The organism is Ureibacillus sp. GCM10028918 (genome assembly GCF_042666115.1).
Lineage (GTDB): Bacteria > Bacillota > Bacilli > Bacillales_A > Planococcaceae > Ureibacillus.
This window is the reverse complement of the sequence record NZ_JBHTFK010000005.1, coordinates 982707-999811: the sequence shown is the minus strand read 5'-3', so window position 1 is coordinate 999811 and position 17105 is coordinate 982707. Positions and strand designations below refer to the sequence as shown.

Sequence of the window (17105 nt, the reverse complement as noted above, 5' to 3'; positions counted from 1 at the left end):
AACTCCTGGGAATATATCCAATAAGCTTATCGCAATAAGCAAAAAAAAATTAGGAGGAATTACAAATGGCTAACAAACGCAATAATAACGACAAGAATGGAAAAATGACTGTTCAAGAAGCGGGACGCTTGGGTGGAGAAGCTACCTCCAAAAATCATGATCGAGAATTTTATGAAGAAATTGGTCGAAAAGGCGGAGAAGCTACAGCAGAAAACCACGGTAGAGAGTTCTATGAAGAAATCGGCCGTAAAGGTGGAGAAGCCACTGCTGAAAGTCACGGCAAAGAATTCTATCAGGAAATTGGCCGTAAGGGTGGAGAGGCTACAGCAGAAAACCACGGCGAGGAATTCTATGAAGAAATCGGCCGTAAAGGTGGAGAAGCCACTCAAAATAACAACAATACTAACAGCGACAATAATAGCAACAACCGTAATAACAAAGACGATGACAGCAAAATGAGCCGTGAAGAAGCAGGCCGAAAAGGCGGCGAGGCCAGTAAAAACAGCCGCAGCCGTAAAAAAAATGATAAATAGTCTCTTATTAAACTAGTAATCTCACTATTACCTAAACCATCGTAAATACTAGAAGCGAAAAAGGGTATTTGAAGCTTATCTAAGCTTCGAATATCCTTTTTCTATTGTTCAAGAGTAAAAAATTCCCTCGAAATAAAGGGAAAACGAACATTAATTTCAATTATTTGCTAATTAGGTTGCTTGAACCTTTCCCCAGATTAAGATATATTAAATCTCGCTTGATGTTTTTTGCAATGATTGATTTTGAAATCCGACATTAAAGGGGAAATGACAAACAATATGCAAGTTTACTACAATGACGAATATCTTTATCAGTTAATTACTTCAACGATTCAGGCTGTAGGAATGGAAAATGAAGTGAAGCAGGATGAGTCGGGGATTAATATGACATATAATTTTATAAGTAATCGTGTGGGATTTGATGCATTCCGTTTAGTAGAAGCATGGAAGGAAATAGAAGCAGCTATTCCACTTGAGCAATATGTAAAAACGTTAACAATGCATGAGCTTGGTCATGCCATGGATCGGGAGGCATTACAACAATCGCTCGATCGAACAATCGAAATAATAGAATTGAAAGAGAACAATTCTGATATAGAGCTTTATACAAATGAGCATCTCTTATCCATCATAATAGAAGAACATGAAATGAATATCACCTTTGAAGAAACTGCCTGGCATAATGCAAAACGATTAAATGAAAGAGCTGGCATGGTTGATGAGATAACATTCGAACTGATTAAAAATCAAGGTTTGGCTACATATAATAGTCTGTATGAAGAAGATTTATCCATCTATAAACAAATTAAGGAAAAAAGTCTGCAGTTGGTTTAAGCTTTCTAATAGCAATAAACTATGCGCTGTTTCCCCCATTCCCTTTTTTGCAAGAATGAAACAATTTTAAAGGGAAATTTAAAAAATAAAGAGAAATGAATGCATCTCTGCATTGTTAGGTACGCGACTTAACGAGTGGAGATGCTTTTTATTTATTCATTAGGATAAAAAAGTTTAACGTTCGCTTCTATGGAAATTGAGGGTATACACACTACATAAAGAGTTTTCTGCGCTCTAATACCGGAAGGAAGCTCGTGTAAAATACCCAATTTAAATTGCCTGCATATGATAGAAAAGAATAGTAAATAGAAAAGACCAAAAATTCATATTGTCTTTTATAAAAAAACGAAGTATAATGAAAATCGCTATAAACGTTGATATATCAATATTCTGTTGTATTTTTAGAGTGTACATTTGTTTGTATAGAGAGTTCTGGAATTTGAAAATGAAGAGTGAAAGCTTTTTTAACATCAAGGGAGGGTGCAAACATGAAAAAAATAATTGTCACGGGTGCTTTAGGACAGATTGGTTCAGAACTAATTGTGAAATTACGTGATATATATGGTAAGGAAAATGTATTAGCTACAGATATTCGTAAGCCGGAGGACATTTGCGGACCGTTTGAGTTATTAGATGTAACAGACGCGAAGAAAATGTATGAACTATCCAAAAACTTTGGTGCAGATACGATGATTCATATGGCTGCTTTACTTTCAGCAACTGCCGAAAAGAATCCCCAATTTGCATGGAATTTAAATATGGGTGGGTTAATGAACGCTCTTGAAGTATCACGCGAGTTAGATTTGCAATTTTTCACACCAAGCTCAATCGGGGCATTTGGTCCATCGACACCTAAGGACAACACACCTCAGGATACGCTGCAACGTCCAACTACGATGTATGGTGTTAACAAAGTAGCGGGAGAGCTATTATGTGATTACTATTTCACTCGTTTCGGTGTTGATACACGGGGCGTTCGATTCCCGGGGTTAATTTCATATGCAACCCCTCCTGGTGGTGGGACAACTGATTATGCGGTAGATATATATTATAAGGCTGTAGAGCAAGGGCGCTACACATCCTATATTGCAGAGGGTACTTATATGGACATGATGTATATGCCAGATGCACTACAAGCAATTGTTAATTTAATGGAGGCAGATGGTTCGAAGCTGAAGCATCGTAATGCCTTTAATATTTCTGCAATGAGCTTTGAGCCTTCGGGAATCGCGGCCGAAATTAAAAAGCATATTCCATCCTTTAAAATGGATTACAAAGTAGATCCTGCTCGCCAAGCCATTGCAGACAGCTGGCCTAATTCCATTGACTCTTCAGCAGCTATGGAAGAATGGGGCTTTAAAGCAGACTATGACCTAGAGAAAATGACGGTTGATATGCTGGAAAAATTAAAAACAAAATTAGAGCACAGAGCAATTTCATAGAGCCAGTAGAAAGCACAATTTCCTTAATAAGGAGGTTGTGCTTTTAATATTGGACTTAAGGACGAATCCAAAAAATTCCTTTAGGAGTATAATCAAAGTAGGGAGCTGAAGATATGATTAAAGGAATTTATGAAGCCCATTTACCAGTAAGTAACTTAAATGTTTCAATCGAGTTTTATAAAAAGTTAGGGTTGGAATTAGCGTATCAACAAGAAAAATTAGCATTCATTTGGATTGTAAAAGGAGAGAGCTGGTTGGGTTTATGGGAAAGTAATGAAGTTCATCTACCATATCACCCATCTACTCGTCATTTAGCATTTAGGGTTGATATAGAGGGTCTAGAGCATGCAAAGGAATGGTTGAAGGAATTAAACATACCTGTTCGTACCTCCTTTGGATTTACGGAAGAAAGACAACCGCTTGTACTACCAAATAACCCACATGCACATGGAGCCATTTATTTTGCAGATCCAGATGGAAACTCAATTGAATTGATTTGTGCACTTCGTCTTGATGTGAATGAAGAATTTAAAATGATGACTTTGGAAGAATGGAAAGTAAAATAAAAGAATAAAGGCATCACCTCTAGTGTAAGTGATGCCTTACTAAATTACTTCACGGTAGCCACTTTCGAAGCCCCAACTAATCTTTCAATCGTTGTCCAATCATCAGTTGCCAGGCTATCAACAATTTTACTCCCAACGATAACGCCGCTGCAAAATGTGCCAAAGTCTTTCACATGATTCGGGGTTGAAATGCCGAAACCTGCTAGCACAGGGGTGTCAGTATAGGTTTGAATGTTTTTGAAGTGTTCTTCCAATTCATTAGCAAAGCTAGAACGAGCACCTGTAATGCCATTAACAGTGACTGCGTAGATAAAGCCCTCGCTTGCTTTTGTTAACCGTTCCATCCTCTCAGGTGAACTCGTTAAAGAAACCAGTTGTACAAGAGAAATTTCCGCTTCTCTAAGAGCAGGACGGACAATTTCGCTTTCCTCTAAAGGCATGTCTGGAATAATTAATCCTCGAATACCCGCCCGGCTTGCTTCAGCAGCAAACTGCTCTACTCCGTAGGCAAGTATTGGATTTAAATAGGTCATCGCAACAAGTGGCACGGTGATGTCATCTGCAAAGCTAGTCAAGGTTTCAATTACTTTACGTAAAGTGGTACCGTTGGCTAAAGCGCGTTCACCAGCTCTTTCAATGGTTGGACCATCTGCGACCGGATCAGTAAATGGAATACCCACTTCAATCGCGGTAATACCAAGCTCTTGAAGCTTTAGAATAGTAGGCTTTAATTTCTCCAAGCCCCCGTCACCAGCCATAATATAGGGAATAAATGCTTTATCGCCTCGAGAGGTAACAGATAAAATAGCTTCTTTTAACTGACTCATCGTAAATCCCCTCCAAGTGCTTCAGAAATTGTGTGCACGTCTTTATCTCCGCGGCCGGATAAACAAATAACTAAAATGTCATCTGGAGACATTGTTTTTGCTAGCTGTGAAGCAAAGTAAACAGCATGGGCACTTTCTAGAGCAGGAAGAATGCCTTCAGTACGGCATAATAATTTCAGGCCTTCAAGTGCTTCTTCATCTGTCACGTTACCGTATGTTGCGCGGCCAATGTCATGAAGATGGCAATGTTCCGGTCCTACGCCTGGATAATCAAGACCAGCTGAAATCGAATGGGCTTCTTGAACAAAGCCATTTTCATCCTGTAAAAGATACATAAAGGCACCATGCAGTACGCCAGTTTGACCGCCATAAATAGCTGCGGCATGTTTGCCAGTCTCAATGCCTTTACCCGCAGCTTCTACACCGTATAATGCTACGTCCTTGTCTTCAACAAATGGATAAAACATACCGATTGAGTTACTGCCCCCACCGATGCAAGCCACTACAGCATCTGGTAGACGGTTTTCCACTTCTAGAATTTGAGCACGTGTTTCATCACCAATAACACGCTGGAAATCTCGAACAATTGTAGGAAATGGGTGTGGTCCCATTGCCGAGCCTAAAATGTAGTGCGTATCCTCAATATTGGTTACCCAGTGACGTAATGCTTCATTAACGGCGTCCTTCAATGTTGCCGAACCTTTATCAACCGCCACCACTTTTGTACCAAGAAGCTCCATGCGGAAAACATTTAATGCTTGGCGTTTAACATCCTCGGCCCCCATATAAACGATACATTCTAGGTTCAGAAGGGCGCAGGCTGTCGCAGTAGCAACACCGTGTTGCCCAGCACCAGTCTCCGCAACAATTTTTTTCTTGCCCATCCGTTTTGCAAGTAGTGCCTGCCCGAGGGCGTTATTAATTTTATGGGCACCTGTATGGTTAAGGTCTTCGCGTTTTAAATAGATCTTTGCTCCACCACATTCTTGTGTTAGACGTTCTGCATAATAAAGTGGGGTTTCCCGACCAACATAGTTTTTTAAGTAATAGCGAAGTTCTCCCTGAAAAGTGTCATCATTTTTCACTTTATCATAGGCTTCGTCTAGTTCTTGAAGAGCGGTCATTAATGTCTCGGGAACAAATTGTCCACCGAAACGACCGAAACGTCCTTTAGCTTCCATTGTCATCCTATTTCACTCCTTATCGACTACTTTAAAAGCGGGTCGTAATATCATTGTTTATTTCATTACACTTGTTGTTGAATGCTTGCGCTAGTTGCTGCTTCTATAAATTGTTTTATTAAGTCACTATCCTTTACGCCATTCTTTTCAACACCACTTGAAACATCTACTCCAAATGGCTCCACTTGGCTGATTGCACGAGTGACATTTTCTCTATTAAGTCCGCCGGCTAAAATTACGCGATTCCTTGGAATAGAGAGTTGGTCCAGTAATGACCAATCAAATACATGGCCACTTCCACCAGCATAGTCTGTGCCCGGTGCATCGAATAGGTAATAATCCACATCATAGTCGCTGGCTTTTTCCACATCTTCATAACCCCGAATAGAAACAGCCTTAATGGATGGGTAGCCTAAATGGGTGATAAAAGTAGGGTTCTCGGTTCCATGATACTGAACGAAATCTAACCCGACAGTCTCAACAGCCTCCTGCACTTCTTGCGCTGTTGGATTCACGAAAACGCCTACCTTTTTTACGTGAGAGGGAACTAGCTTGGCAAGATCTCTTGCACGTTCAACAGAAACTCGACGTTTACTTGGAGCGAACATAAATCCAATCCAAGTCGCTCCAGCATCAATGGCAGCTTGAACGTGTTCCTCTTCCTTAAGCCCACAAATTTTTACCTTCACCATCTTTACTTCACGTCCTTTACAAGGGAGGGAAGGGGTACTTGCAGTGCCGATAGAGCTTGCTTTACATTTCCGCTTACCATTAAAGATTCGCCAACTAAAACACCACGGGCACCTGCTTTTGCTACTCTATCTGCATCCGCAGCATCCCAAATTCCACTTTCACTGATAAAGACGATATCTTCGTGAGCCAATATAATATCCGCTAATTTTTCAGTTTGAACAAGGTCTAAGTCAAAGGTTTTTAAATTACGATTGTTCACACCGATGATTTTAGGGTGGATGGCTAAGGCACGGTCCAATTCTTCTTCGTTGTGAACTTCAACTAAAACATCAAGTCCTAATACACTGGCATACGTATAAAAAGCTTTTAACTTTTCATCCGTTAACGCGGCAACAATTAATAAAATCACTGAAGCACCGGCAGCCTTGGCGTAGTCGATTTGTACTTCATGAACGATAAAATCCTTATTCAAAATCGCAATATCCACGCTATTTGCAATGTCAGCTAAGTCCTGAAAGGATCCTTTGAAAAATTTATCTTCAGTTAAAACCGAGATGCATGCTGCACCTGCCTGCTCATATTTCCTCGCTTGTTCTATAGGGTTTGCCCCTTCATTGATAAGTCCCTTTGAAGGGGAGGCACGTTTCATTTCCGAGATCACTTGAAGTGTATCGGCTTTTCGGAGTGTGTCATATAAGGAAAGCCGGGACTTTCGCTCCACCTCAAATGTTGGTTCGTTTGCAAGAAGAGAAGGAATGAGTGTGGCTTTATAATCCAATATCGTTTGTAAGATGGTCATCGTACTGCACGCTCCTTTAAAATGTTTTGACTATAATCCACTACAGCCTCTAACTTTGCTAAAGCTCTTCCGGATAAAATACTGTCACGTGCTAATTCAACACCGTCTACAACGGAGGTCACCTTGCCATTAGCAAACAAAGCAAGCCCGGAGTTTAGTAAAACCGCATCATAATAGGCACTTTGTTTACCATTCAGTAAATCTCTTAAAATAATGGCGTTCTCCTCAGGTACACCGCCGCGTAATGCAGAGACAGGGGCAGGGGTTAAACCTAGTGCTTTAATATCAACAGAGAAAGATTTAATTTCATCGTTTTCGAGCAGGGTAAACGTATTATCCTGATCAAGTGAAGCTTCATCCATTCCTTGGGTTCCGGAAACAACAACTGCTCGTTTGCGACCCAAAATACGAAGCACTTCTGCATAATTGCGAACAAATTCAGGACGGTTAATCCCGACAAGTTGTGTTGTTAAATTAGCTGGATTAGTTAACGGGCCCACCATATTAAAAATAGTTGGTTTTCCAATGGAACGACGAACTTCACCAATGCGTTTTAATTTCGGGTGTACGTTTGGAGCATGCAGGAAAGTAATGCCTGTTTTATTTAATAAATCAACTGAATCCTCGATTGTGAAATCGGTATGAATTCCTAAAGCTTGTAAAACATCCGAACTTCCCGAAGCACTCGAGATTTTACGGTTACCATGCTTGACGACCGAAACGCCATTGGCAGCTAACACAAAAGCAGACGTAGTACTGATATTGAAGCTTTGTAAACCGTCGCCCCCCGTCCCGCAATTATCAAGATAGCTGCCATCTGATAGGTTTAATGGAAGTGCATAGGATTTCATGACCGTTGCAAGAGCGGCAATTTCTTCTGTCGTTTCACCTTTATTGCTTAGGGCGATTAAAAGCTCGGCTATGGCTTCCTTCGGTGTATCCTCATTGAAAATTAATTCAGCGGCTCCAAGCATTTCTTCGTAGGATAAATTAGCATTTTCCTTTACCTTGATTGTGAAAGAGTGGATTGTCATTGGTTTTCATCCTCCTAAAATTGGAATTAGCAGGTTAGATTAGACAATAAAAAAACCCTCTACAAAAGGAAATTCCTTTTGTAGAGGACGATAGATACCGCGTTGCCACCTCTGTTGAAGTACTTGCATACTTCCACCTTGGCGTGTTTTCACGTTGAAGAAGTAACCTCCTAAAAGTGAAAACACTTCCTTGTAACGTAGGAAATACGTCAACTAACAAATGCTAGCTGCTCTCATAAGGCCCATTCACGATCTTGTTCGCACTAGTTTACACCAACCACTAGCTCTCTAAAACGATCAAAAACCGCTACTCTTCTTATTCATCAATTTAGTCTCTGCTATTCTCATCTAAACTCTGCTTTGCTCAAACGGTGGCTGTGCTCCCACAGCCTGCTACCGTATCCGAACAATTAGTTAAGTAGAATTGTAGAGGTAATCTTTCTTTTTGTCAATGTTTTCTGACAAATCCATTTGCTACTGTTTTAAGAAATAAAAAAACCGAGAATTCAAAAATACCCCATTATAATAGGAAATGTTCCTAAAATAGGTACCTTGTTCTCGGTTTAAGTATTAAATTAAATCTTTGAAGTTTAATCGTTTATTTAGTAGATGCATGATCGGCACACCAATTGCTAATACGACGAATTCACCGATAGCACAAGTAACCCATGTCCATAAGAATGGCAGTTCCAGGGCCAGGTTTAGTTCAAATGCGATAATGAACATCGTACAAGTGAATAAGAACGTGTTGATGATCAAACGCAGTAATGTATTTTTTACAAACTTACAAATTAAAATAAAGATTGCAAGTGTAATAATTGAGTGGCCAACCCCAAACACTAAATCGTAAACGCCTAGTGGAGAGAAAAGATTGGAAATAAATACACCAATAACAATTCCTATCATATAGCGAGGGTTAAACGCTACTAGATGATTAAACATCTCAGATACACGGAATTGAATTTCCGTAAATCCAAATGGTGCAACTAACATGGTAACAGCGATGTAAAGAGCTGCAATAATCCCTGTCGTTGCCAAAAATTTTATCTTCATTTTCATTTCTCCTTAGTTTTTTTGCGTGGGAGGTTCTCGAACCACGTGAAAAGAGCACAGAGAATTATATTATTATAATTTATTGTGTATGTCAAATTATTATTAAAAATAGCTGTAGTGTAAAAGAGTAAATATTACACGATACGATAAGTGTCGAAAAATTGTCACAGATTTTATATTTTATTAATATAGTTAATTTTGATGATAAAATGAGTACTTTAGCGATTTAAATCAACAAATTATTTTATTGGAAGAGATATTCTGGAGTTGTTAATATCAGAACATTCTAAATGTTATTGACTATTAAATAGGTTCAATGTAATATAATCGACAAACTCGAATTTTTTGAATAGTAAAATAGATTAGAATACCTATTCAATATAAGTCGTGTATTAGAGAGATGAAAATTAGGGGGAAAAAACATGCGAAATAGTACGAAAAAGCTTTCATTCTTACTATTTGGACTGGTACTTTTATTAGCTGCTTGTGGTGGTAGTGAAACATCTACGGACTCTACAGAAGATACTAGTACTGGGACAACAGAAGAAGCAAAATCATTTAAAGTAGGAATTACGCAAATCGTGGAGCATCCATCATTAGATGCGGCAACTGAAGGGTTTAAAGCGGCACTGGAAGAGGCTGGTTTAGATGTAGAATTTGTTGAAGAAAATGCTCAAAACGATCAAAGTATGAACACAACTATTGCCCAAAACTTAGTGAATGAAGGTGTTGATTTAATTTTTGCTAATTCAACTCCATCAGCACAAGCAGTTAAAGGGGCAACATCAGATATTCCAATTTTATTCACATCAGTTACAGATGCAGTAGGTGCAGAGCTAATTGACTCTATGGAAGCACCAGGTGGAAATGTTACTGGTACTGTTGATTTGCACCCAGATACAATTGCAAATACTGTAGCATTTTTAAAGGATGAATTGGGCGCGAAAAAAGTAGGGACAGTATATAACACCGGTGAGCAAAACTCTGTTGCTCAGATTGAACAAGTTAAAGGTTTATTGGAAGAAGCTGGTCTTGAGTTAGTGGAAGCATCTGTTTCTACATCAGCAGAAGTAAAACAAGCCACAGAATCATTGATTGGTAAAGTAGATTCACTTTATATCATCACGGATAACACGGTTGTATCGGCGCTGGAATCAGTAATTGAAGTAGCAAGCGCTAACCAGCTGCCTTTAATGGTAGGGGAGCTGGATTCAGTTGAACGTGGCGGATTAGGTGCTTACGGGTTTGAATATTATGATATCGGCTACGAAGCTGGTGAAATGGCAGTGAAAATTTTAAATGGAGAAGCTACTCCTTCTGAAATTCCATCTGCATATCCTGCAAACCTAAAATTACTTATTAATAAAGGTGCTGCTGATACATTAGGTCTTGAAATCAGTGAATCCTGGAACGCAGAAGTATACGAATAAACTAGAAGTTGGTTAGGAGATGATTCAATATGTTTACAGCGATGTTCGGTTCAGTTGAGCAAGGAATCATCTATGCAATTATGGCACTCGGAGTGTATCTAACATTCCGAGTGTTAGATTTTCCGGATTTAACGGTTGATGGAAGCTTTGTAACCGGGGCAGCTACTGCAGCAATGATGATTGCACTGGGCTACCACCCGATACTAGCTACATTAATGGCAATTGTTGCTGGATTTATTGCAGGATGTATGACAGGTCTATTACACACAAAAGGAAAGATAAATCCATTACTTTCAGGGATTTTAATGATGATTGCGTTGTATTCTATCAATCTTCGCATTATGGGATTATCTGCAGAAAATGCAATTGTGAAACCAAATATTCCACTGATGAATGCTGATACAATTTTTTCACAGTTTCAAAGTTTTTGGAGTAATTTAGGGGTTGATGCAGCTCTAACAAATTTTATTAAGAATACGTTAGGCATTCAAACCGCTCCATCTACTTGGGGTACCATTTTAGTAGTGTTAATCATTACACTCATCATCAAGTTTATTGCAGATTGGTTCTTAAAAACGGAAGTGGGGCTGGCGATTCGTGCAACAGGTGATAACAAGCGAATGATTCGAAGTTTCTCAGCAAACACGGATGGCTTAATTGTATTAGGGCTGGGTCTTTCAAATGCCTTGGTTGCATTTTCTGGAGCTTTAATCGCACAATACTCAAAATTTGCCGATGCAAATATGGGAATTGGGATGATTGTAATCGGTCTTGCATCGGTAATTATCGGGGAGGCCATCTTTGGAACGAAGACGATTTTCCGTACGACACTAGCAGTCGTTGCGGGGGCCATTATTTACCGAATCATTTACGCGGTTGCATTACGTATCGACTGGTTAGATACTTCAGATATGAAGTTAATTACCGCGATAATCGTTATTTTGGCATTAGTCATTCCACAAATGGTAGATAAGCGCCGCGAGAAAAAACGAAAAGAAAAAAGGCGGATTGAGCGGCTAGATCAGCAAAGAGAATTGATGCAGGGAGGGAATCACCTTGCTTAAATTAGAGGGCATCAACAAAATTTTTAATGAAGGTACTCCTGATGAAAAAATCGCATTAGATAATATTAATCTACATTTAGCACCCGGTGATTTTGTGACTATAATCGGAAGCAATGGTGCTGGAAAATCGACAATGATGAATATGATTTCTGGTGCCTTAACACCTGACTTTGGTGCCGTAACCATTGAGGGGAAAGAGGTAACAAAATTACCGGAATTTAAACGTTCTCAGTACATCGGTCGCGTGTTCCAAGATCCGATGGCAGGTACTGCACCATCAATGACGATTGAGGAGAATTTGGCCATTGCGTATTCGCGTAACGCGAAACGGTCTTTTAGAAGAGGAGTAAGCCGTAGCCGTCGCGATTTCTTTAAGTCTTCACTAGAGAAATTAGGGCTAGGTCTTGAAAACCGCTTTAATGCAAAGGTTGGTATGCTTTCCGGTGGGGAACGACAAGCGTTATCACTATTAATGGCAACATTTACAAAGCCGTCAATCTTGCTTTTGGATGAACATACAGCGGCCCTTGACCCATCCCGTGCCGAATTAATCACTCGATTGACAAAGCAACTGGTCGAAGAGGGGAACTTAACAACCTTAATGGTTACGCATAACATGCAACAGGCGATTGATCTTGGGAACCGTTTAATCATGATGGATAAAGGGCAAATCATTCTATCGATTGATGATGAGAAAAAACCAGCACTAACAATCCCAGATTTAATGTCAGAGTTCGAAAAAATCCGTGGCGAAAAAATGAACTCAGACCGCGCGTTGTTGGGAAGCTAGCTTGTACATGTGTGGAGCTTCTTTGCAGAACGGACATCAGTTAGAATTTTACGTAGGCGTGAAGCTTGTGAAAGTTGAAACTGGGTGAGCTTACCTTCGTAAAAGGAAGAAGTTGAAAATAAATTTTTCAGAGAAGAATCTTCGTGAAAATCGAAGTTTCTTCTCTTTTTTTATGGGGAAATTTTGTGTTTGGATATGGGTGGAATTTTCGTGACATTGCTAGATCAATAGTTCATCCATAAAATGGTTTGTAGGGAGGTGGGCGAATGGAGATTCTGAAAAGACAAAAATCTTGGAAGCTACTAGGTCTAGAGGCGTTGCTGCGAAGATTGCCTGATCATGATTTGAGTGAGTTTAATTTTTATAAGGACATGTATGTGGCACAAAAGAAAGGATATGATGGCGAAGTATCCGTTGATCGGATGTGGATGGAATTAAATATTCCCACCCCATATGTCCTCTTTCATAGCTTTGAAGCTATCAACCATGCAGGTTACACTCACCAAATCGACACAATCCTACTAACCCCACATTTCATTTGGCTAATCGAAATAAAAAACATCGGTGGCAGACTGGATATCGATGAATCGAAGCATCAACTCATTCGGACTAACCAAGAAGGATTAATAGAATCCTTTAGAAATCCTGTAAATCAAATTAAACGCCACGCTCAATTTATTTCTAGAAAGCTACGAGATTTAAAAATTGATCTACCAACTGAAGTTTCGATAATCATCGTTAGCGAATACACAATCATTGGATCGATACCAAAAGGAATTTCCATTTTCCACGCAAGCGGCTTGCAAACAGAGCTAGATAAATTAATCAATAAACATCGAGAGCGAGGAATAACTCCTAATCAACTCGATACATTTAAAATGGAGCTAATGAGCATCCATCAACGAGATGAATGGAAGTCGAAAGTAAACCCGAGCAAGCTCCGTAAAGGAGTTTTATGTAGAAATTGCGACTATAAAAGTATCATGGTGTTTGAATATGGGAGCTTTAAATGCGTAAGATGTGGTATCAAAAGCAAAGATGCTTATCTTGAAGCACTATCAGATTATCGTTATCTAATAAGCGAGTGGATTACGAACCGAGAGTTGAGGGAGTTTTTGGGGGTTGAATCAAGATATTCGATAAATCGTTTATTAAAAGAATTAAAATTAGAATATCAAGGTACTTATAGGGATAGGAAATATAGAATTCCTGAGTCTTTTGAATAGCTTTAGGCATAGGGGTAGAGCGAGTAAGTTGGATAAGTTGCACGTAAAGTGGTGAAAGTCGCATGTAAAATAGGAAAGCTCACGTAAAGTAACAGAAATCGCACATAATCAGAGCGAACCCGCACGTAAAGTGGTGAAAGTCGCACGTAAATAGGGAAGCGCACGTAAAGTGATGAAACTCGCACATAAACAAAGCGAAGCCGCACGTAAAGTGATGAAACTCGCACGTAAAATAGGGAAGCGCACGTAAAGTAACAAAAGTCGCACATAAACAAAGCGAAGTCGCACGTAAAGTAATAAAAGTCGCACATAAACAGAGCGAACCCATACGTAAAGTGGTGAAACTCGCACGTAAAATAGGGAAGCGCACGTAAAGTAATAAAAGTCGCACATAAACAAAGCGAACTCGTACGTAAAGTAGTGAAAGTCGCACGTGAAATAGGGAATCGCACGTAAAATAAAAAAAGTCGCACATAAATAAAGCGAACTCGAGCGTAAAGTGGTGAAAGTCGCACGTAAACAAAGCGAAGTCGCACGTAAAGTAATAGAAGTCGCACATAAACAGAGCGAACCCGCACGTAAAATAGGGAATCGCACGTAAAGTAATAAAAGTCGCACATAAACAAAGCGAACTCGCACGTAAAGTGGTGAAACTCGCACGAGAAATAGGGAAGCGCACGTAAAGTAACAGAAGTCGCACATAAACAAAGCGAACCCGCACGTAAAGTGATGAAACTCGCACGTAAAATAGGGAATCGCTCCTAAAGTAACACCATCCAACAAAAAAAACACTCGAATCCATTTCGAGTGTTCTCCCAACCTATTAAACCAGCAATCCAAACAGTTGGCTGTCTTTATTGACTTCTGTAAATTCGAAGCCGTTAAAGCGCATGCGGTTGATGAGGCCATGATAGTCTTCTGGGTGGCTGACTTCGATGCCGACGAGGGCAGGGCCGCTTTCTTTATTGTTTTTCTTCGTATATTCGAAGGTCGTAATGTCGTCGTTTGGCCCAAGAACCACTGTTAAGAATTGACGCAGCGCACCAGCACGTTGAGGGAAGTTGACGATAAAGTAATAGAGTAGTCCTTCATACAATAAAGATTTCTCTCTAATTTCTTGCATGCGGCTGATATCATTGTTTCCGCCAGTGATGACCACAACAACGGATTTTCCCTCAATTTCTTTAGCATAGAAATCTAGTGCTGAAACAGGAAGTGCCCCCGAAGGCTCTGCTACAATTGCATGTTTGTTATATAAATCTAAAATGGTTGTACTTACTTTACCTTCTGGAACCAGCACGATATCGTCTAGATATTTACTGCAGATCTCGTATGTTTTCGTACCAACGCATTGAACAGCTGTGCCGTCACAGAATTTATCGATTTTAGCAAGAGATGTTGGACCGCCATTATCAAATGCCGCTTTCATGCTGGCGGCGCCAGTTGGCTCGACGCCGATTACTTTACTGTGAGGTGATATGTTTTTTATATAAGAGGAAATGCCGGCCATTAAGCCGCCACCACCAATGCCCGCGAAAATGTAATCCAAAGGCTCCTCGATATCGTGTAATACCTCAACTGCCACAGTTCCTTGCCCAGCAATAATATCTAGATCGTCAAAAGGATGGATGAAAATCATATCATGCTCATCGCTATAGTCCTTGGCGGCTTTAGCGGAATCATCAAATGTATCGCCTTCTAAAATAATTTCAATATTGTTACGTCCAAACATTCGAACTTGGTCAATTTTTTGCTTTGGCGTCGTTAAAGGCATAAAGATCGCACCTTTAATATTTAGATGTGCACAGGCAAATGCAACACCTTGCGCGTGGTTTCCTGCACTTGCACAAACCACGCCGCTTTTACGCGCTGATTCTTCAATTTTCTTGATTTTATAGAATGCACCACGTAACTTAAACGAACGAACGTGTTGCAAATCTTCACGTTTTATATAGACATTGGCTTTGTATTTTTCTGATAAATACTCATTTTTTTGAAGTGGGGTATGTAACACAACATCTTTTAAATGTTGATGGGCAATTAACACATTTTCCACAGCGATACTATTTGAATTCACAACTTCCATCGTTTCGTTACCTCCGTTTTCAATCCATTGACTCATTCTATCATAAAAACCAACATTTTTTTACGAATTATTTTTTTATTCAAAAGATTCTGCTTCAAGTAGAATCTTGCCAACATTGTAAATAAGAATCCAAACAAAAAGGACCGGCATCAGCCAGTCCAAATTTATTAAAAGAATAAATGTGCAAGAATTGCGACAATCGGTATTGAGATTAGTGTACGGATTAAGAAAATCAAGAATAGATCCCAAATTTTAAGTGGTAGTTTTGTTCCTAAAATTAATCCACCAACTTCCGACATGTATATTAATTGCGTCACTGACACTGTAGCGATAAAGAAACGAGTTAACTCGGAATCAATACCTGCCCCTAAAACTGAAGGTAATAACATATCGGCAAAACCAACGATCATGGTTTGAGCAGCTTCATCAGCAAATGGAATTTGCAGTAGGGCTAGTATTGGCTCAAATGGCAACCCTAAAATTTTAAAGAAGCCTGTGTATTCAGCAAGAACAAGAGCAATTGTACCGAACGCCATAATTACAGGTGTAATTGCAAACCACATTTCTAGTACGTTTTTTAAACCAGAACCGATAACTTTTCCTAGATTTTTATTGCTTTCTGCTTTAGTCAAAGCGTTGTTTAGACCAAATGAAAATGAGTTGAATCCTTCTGGAACATCTTCAATATGTTCGTTTGAAATGGACCCATCAAAATTTGTATCAGGCTTGCCGCGTAATGGGAAAATACGTGGCATGATGAACGCCAAGATAACGGACACTAAAATTACCGAGCCATAAAATTGTAAGAAATAGTTGTTTAAACCGATTGTATCAAGTACTACGAAACAGAAGGTAATCGAAACAACCGAGAATGTCGTGGCAATAGTCGCGGCTTCGCGAGCAGTATAGTTCCCTTCTTCATATTGTCTACTTGTTAGCAGCACGCCAATTGTTCCGTCGCCTACAAAAGAAGCTAAACAGTCAATTGCTGAACGCCCAGGAATTTTAAATAGTGGTCGCATTATTTTAACCATCATAGAACCGAAAAATTCCAGTAAACCAAAGTCAGTTAATAAAGGTAAGAGTAAACCAGCAAATAAGAACAACGAGAACATCATTGTTACTAAACCGCCGTCTGGAGTGATTAATAATCCGGCAGTATTATCACTTGTAAAGCTTTCGGGGCCTACTTGGAATAAATACATAGTTGCAAAAATTACAGCTAGGACACGCATTATTGTCCAGAACCAGTTGACACGGAATAAAGAATCTAATAAAGTTTTTTCTTCAGTTTCTGGTATGAATTTTATAATTAGGGCACCCATCGCAGCAATGATGAAGATGATGTAAGCAAACCAGTGAACAAAGCTTGCGACATTAGCAGAAAGTGTATTAGCCAATATCGCAATCGGTACTTTTAAACCGTCTGCAGTATTGATTGGAGTAATAAATAAGAAAATCCCAATCAAAGACAAAAAGATAAATAAAAGCCATGTATATGAAGTGAATTTTTTTGTCATGTTGTTTACCTCGTTTATAAGTTTGGT

General features: G+C 39.4%; 16 protein-coding genes, 1 riboswitch and 1 other annotated feature. Of the genes, 8 read left to right on the top strand and 8 right to left on the bottom strand.

Going from position 1 to position 17105, the window contains the following annotated elements:
* Positions 1 to 65: 65 nt before the first annotated feature.
* The 4 genes from ACFQU5_RS07880 (at position 66) to ACFQU5_RS07865 (ending at position 3375) form a co-directional block, all read left to right on the top strand.
* Entirely contained in the window at positions 66 to 533 is a 468-nt protein-coding gene (locus tag ACFQU5_RS07880; protein ID WP_390286450.1) for a KGG domain-containing protein, read from the top strand.
* A 267-nt stretch (positions 534 to 800) separates the two neighbouring features.
* Complete coding sequence (locus tag ACFQU5_RS07875) at positions 801 to 1367, top strand: MBL fold metallo-hydrolase (RefSeq protein WP_390286448.1); 567 nt, start codon at positions 801 to 803, stop codon at positions 1365 to 1367.
* A 488-nt stretch (positions 1368 to 1855) separates the two neighbouring features.
* Positions 1856 to 2809 (top strand): L-threonine 3-dehydrogenase, encoded by a 954-nt coding sequence (locus ACFQU5_RS07870; RefSeq protein WP_390286446.1) that lies wholly within the window; start codon positions 1856 to 1858, stop codon positions 2807 to 2809.
* A gap of 113 nt (positions 2810 to 2922) precedes the next feature.
* Entirely contained in the window at positions 2923 to 3375 is a 453-nt protein-coding gene (locus tag ACFQU5_RS07865) for a VOC family protein (protein WP_390286444.1), read from the top strand.
* Between the two features lie 44 nt (positions 3376 to 3419).
* Here ACFQU5_RS07865 and trpA read toward each other — a convergent pair whose 3' ends face one another.
* From trpA to ACFQU5_RS07835, 6 genes are all read right to left on the bottom strand, one after another.
* Positions 3420 to 4202 carry a tryptophan synthase subunit alpha gene (trpA, locus tag ACFQU5_RS07860; RefSeq protein WP_390286442.1) on the bottom strand — a complete coding sequence of 261 codons (783 nt, stop codon included), beginning with the start codon at positions 4200 to 4202 and terminating at the stop codon, positions 3420 to 3422.
* Complete coding sequence (gene trpB, locus ACFQU5_RS07855; RefSeq protein ID WP_390286560.1) at positions 4199 to 5383, bottom strand: tryptophan synthase subunit beta; 1185 nt, start codon at positions 5381 to 5383, stop codon at positions 4199 to 4201. The genes trpA and trpB overlap by 4 nt, the downstream gene beginning before the upstream one ends.
* A 65-nt stretch (positions 5384 to 5448) precedes the next feature.
* The gene (locus ACFQU5_RS07850) at positions 5449 to 6075 is read right to left on the bottom strand and encodes a phosphoribosylanthranilate isomerase (RefSeq protein WP_390286440.1); all 627 of its coding nucleotides are present in this window, start codon (positions 6073 to 6075) and stop codon (positions 5449 to 5451) included.
* A 2-nt stretch (positions 6076 to 6077) separates the two neighbouring features.
* Entirely contained in the window at positions 6078 to 6875 is a 798-nt protein-coding gene (trpC, locus tag ACFQU5_RS07845; RefSeq protein WP_390286438.1) for an indole-3-glycerol phosphate synthase TrpC, read from the bottom strand.
* Positions 6872 to 7909 (bottom strand): anthranilate phosphoribosyltransferase, encoded by a 1038-nt coding sequence (trpD, locus tag ACFQU5_RS07840; protein ID WP_390286436.1) that lies wholly within the window; start codon positions 7907 to 7909, stop codon positions 6872 to 6874. Before trpD ends, trpC begins: the two co-directional genes overlap by 4 nt.
* An 80-nt stretch (positions 7910 to 7989) precedes the next feature.
* Positions 7990 to 8242, bottom strand: a binding site (T-box leader).
* 237 nt (positions 8243 to 8479) lie between these two features.
* Positions 8480 to 8962, bottom strand: a complete 483-nt coding sequence (locus ACFQU5_RS07835) for a QueT transporter family protein (RefSeq protein ID WP_390286434.1) — start codon at positions 8960 to 8962, stop codon at positions 8480 to 8482.
* A gap of 6 nt (positions 8963 to 8968) precedes the next feature.
* Positions 8969 to 9013, bottom strand: a riboswitch (PreQ1 riboswitch).
* Between the two features lie 371 nt (positions 9014 to 9384).
* Here ACFQU5_RS07835 and ACFQU5_RS07830 point away from each other — a divergent pair.
* The 4 genes from ACFQU5_RS07830 to ACFQU5_RS07815 all read left to right on the top strand — a co-directional run bounded on the left by ACFQU5_RS07830 (position 9385) and on the right by ACFQU5_RS07815 (position 13472).
* The gene (locus ACFQU5_RS07830) at positions 9385 to 10392 is read left to right on the top strand and encodes an ABC transporter substrate-binding protein (protein WP_390286432.1); all 1008 of its coding nucleotides are present in this window, start codon (positions 9385 to 9387) and stop codon (positions 10390 to 10392) included.
* A gap of 29 nt (positions 10393 to 10421) precedes the next feature.
* Complete coding sequence (locus tag ACFQU5_RS07825; protein WP_390286430.1) at positions 10422 to 11456, top strand: ABC transporter permease; 1035 nt, start codon at positions 10422 to 10424, stop codon at positions 11454 to 11456.
* Entirely contained in the window at positions 11449 to 12246 is a 798-nt protein-coding gene (locus tag ACFQU5_RS07820) for an ABC transporter ATP-binding protein (protein ID WP_390286428.1), read from the top strand. The genes ACFQU5_RS07825 and ACFQU5_RS07820 overlap by 8 nt, the downstream gene beginning before the upstream one ends.
* Before the next feature lie 266 nt (positions 12247 to 12512).
* On the top strand, positions 12513 to 13472 hold the full coding sequence (locus ACFQU5_RS07815) for a nuclease-related domain-containing protein (protein WP_390286426.1): 960 nt from the start codon (positions 12513 to 12515) through the stop codon (positions 13470 to 13472).
* A gap of 823 nt (positions 13473 to 14295) precedes the next feature.
* Here ACFQU5_RS07815 and ilvA read toward each other — a convergent pair.
* A complete protein-coding gene (gene ilvA, locus ACFQU5_RS07810; protein WP_390286424.1) occupies positions 14296 to 15558 on the bottom strand; it encodes a threonine ammonia-lyase IlvA in 1263 nt (420 codons plus the stop codon).
* Positions 15559 to 15725: 167 nt separating this feature from the next.
* Positions 15726 to 17078 carry a YjiH family protein gene (locus tag ACFQU5_RS07805; protein ID WP_390286422.1) on the bottom strand — a complete coding sequence of 451 codons (1353 nt, stop codon included), beginning with the start codon at positions 17076 to 17078 and terminating at the stop codon, positions 15726 to 15728.
* Positions 17079 to 17105 lie beyond the last annotated feature (27 nt).

Excerpts from the sequence above, each read along its gene's own strand:
- ACFQU5_RS07870 (WP_390286446.1), top strand. The coding sequence starts at position 1,856 with ATGAAAAAAATAATTGTCACGGGTGCTTTAGGACAGATTGGTTCAGAA.
- ACFQU5_RS07875 (WP_390286448.1), top strand. The coding sequence starts at position 801 with ATGACAAACAATATGCAAGTTTACTACAATGACGAATATCTTTATCAG.
- trpC (WP_390286438.1), bottom strand. The coding sequence starts at position 6,875 with ATGACCATCTTACAAACGATATTGGATTATAAAGCCACACTCATTCCT.
- trpA (WP_390286442.1), bottom strand. The coding sequence starts at position 4,202 with ATGAGTCAGTTAAAAGAAGCTATTTTATCTGTTACCTCTCGAGGCGAT.
- ACFQU5_RS07815 (WP_390286426.1), top strand. The coding sequence starts at position 12,513 with ATGGAGATTCTGAAAAGACAAAAATCTTGGAAGCTACTAGGTCTAGAG.
- trpD (WP_390286436.1), bottom strand. The coding sequence starts at position 7,909 with ATGACAATCCACTCTTTCACAATCAAGGTAAAGGAAAATGCTAATTTA.
- ACFQU5_RS07825 (WP_390286430.1), top strand. The coding sequence starts at position 10,422 with ATGTTTACAGCGATGTTCGGTTCAGTTGAGCAAGGAATCATCTATGCA.
- ACFQU5_RS07880 (WP_390286450.1), top strand. The coding sequence starts at position 66 with ATGGCTAACAAACGCAATAATAACGACAAGAATGGAAAAATGACTGTT.
- trpB (WP_390286560.1), bottom strand. The coding sequence starts at position 5,383 with ATGGAAGCTAAAGGACGTTTCGGTCGTTTCGGTGGACAATTTGTTCCC.
- ACFQU5_RS07835 (WP_390286434.1), bottom strand. The coding sequence starts at position 8,962 with ATGAAGATAAAATTTTTGGCAACGACAGGGATTATTGCAGCTCTTTAC.
- ACFQU5_RS07805 (WP_390286422.1), bottom strand. The coding sequence starts at position 17,078 with ATGACAAAAAAATTCACTTCATATACATGGCTTTTATTTATCTTTTTG.
- ilvA (WP_390286424.1), bottom strand. The coding sequence starts at position 15,558 with ATGGAAGTTGTGAATTCAAATAGTATCGCTGTGGAAAATGTGTTAATT.
- ACFQU5_RS07850 (WP_390286440.1), bottom strand. The coding sequence starts at position 6,075 with ATGGTGAAGGTAAAAATTTGTGGGCTTAAGGAAGAGGAACACGTTCAA.
- ACFQU5_RS07830 (WP_390286432.1), top strand. The coding sequence starts at position 9,385 with ATGCGAAATAGTACGAAAAAGCTTTCATTCTTACTATTTGGACTGGTA.
- ACFQU5_RS07865 (WP_390286444.1), top strand. The coding sequence starts at position 2,923 with ATGATTAAAGGAATTTATGAAGCCCATTTACCAGTAAGTAACTTAAAT.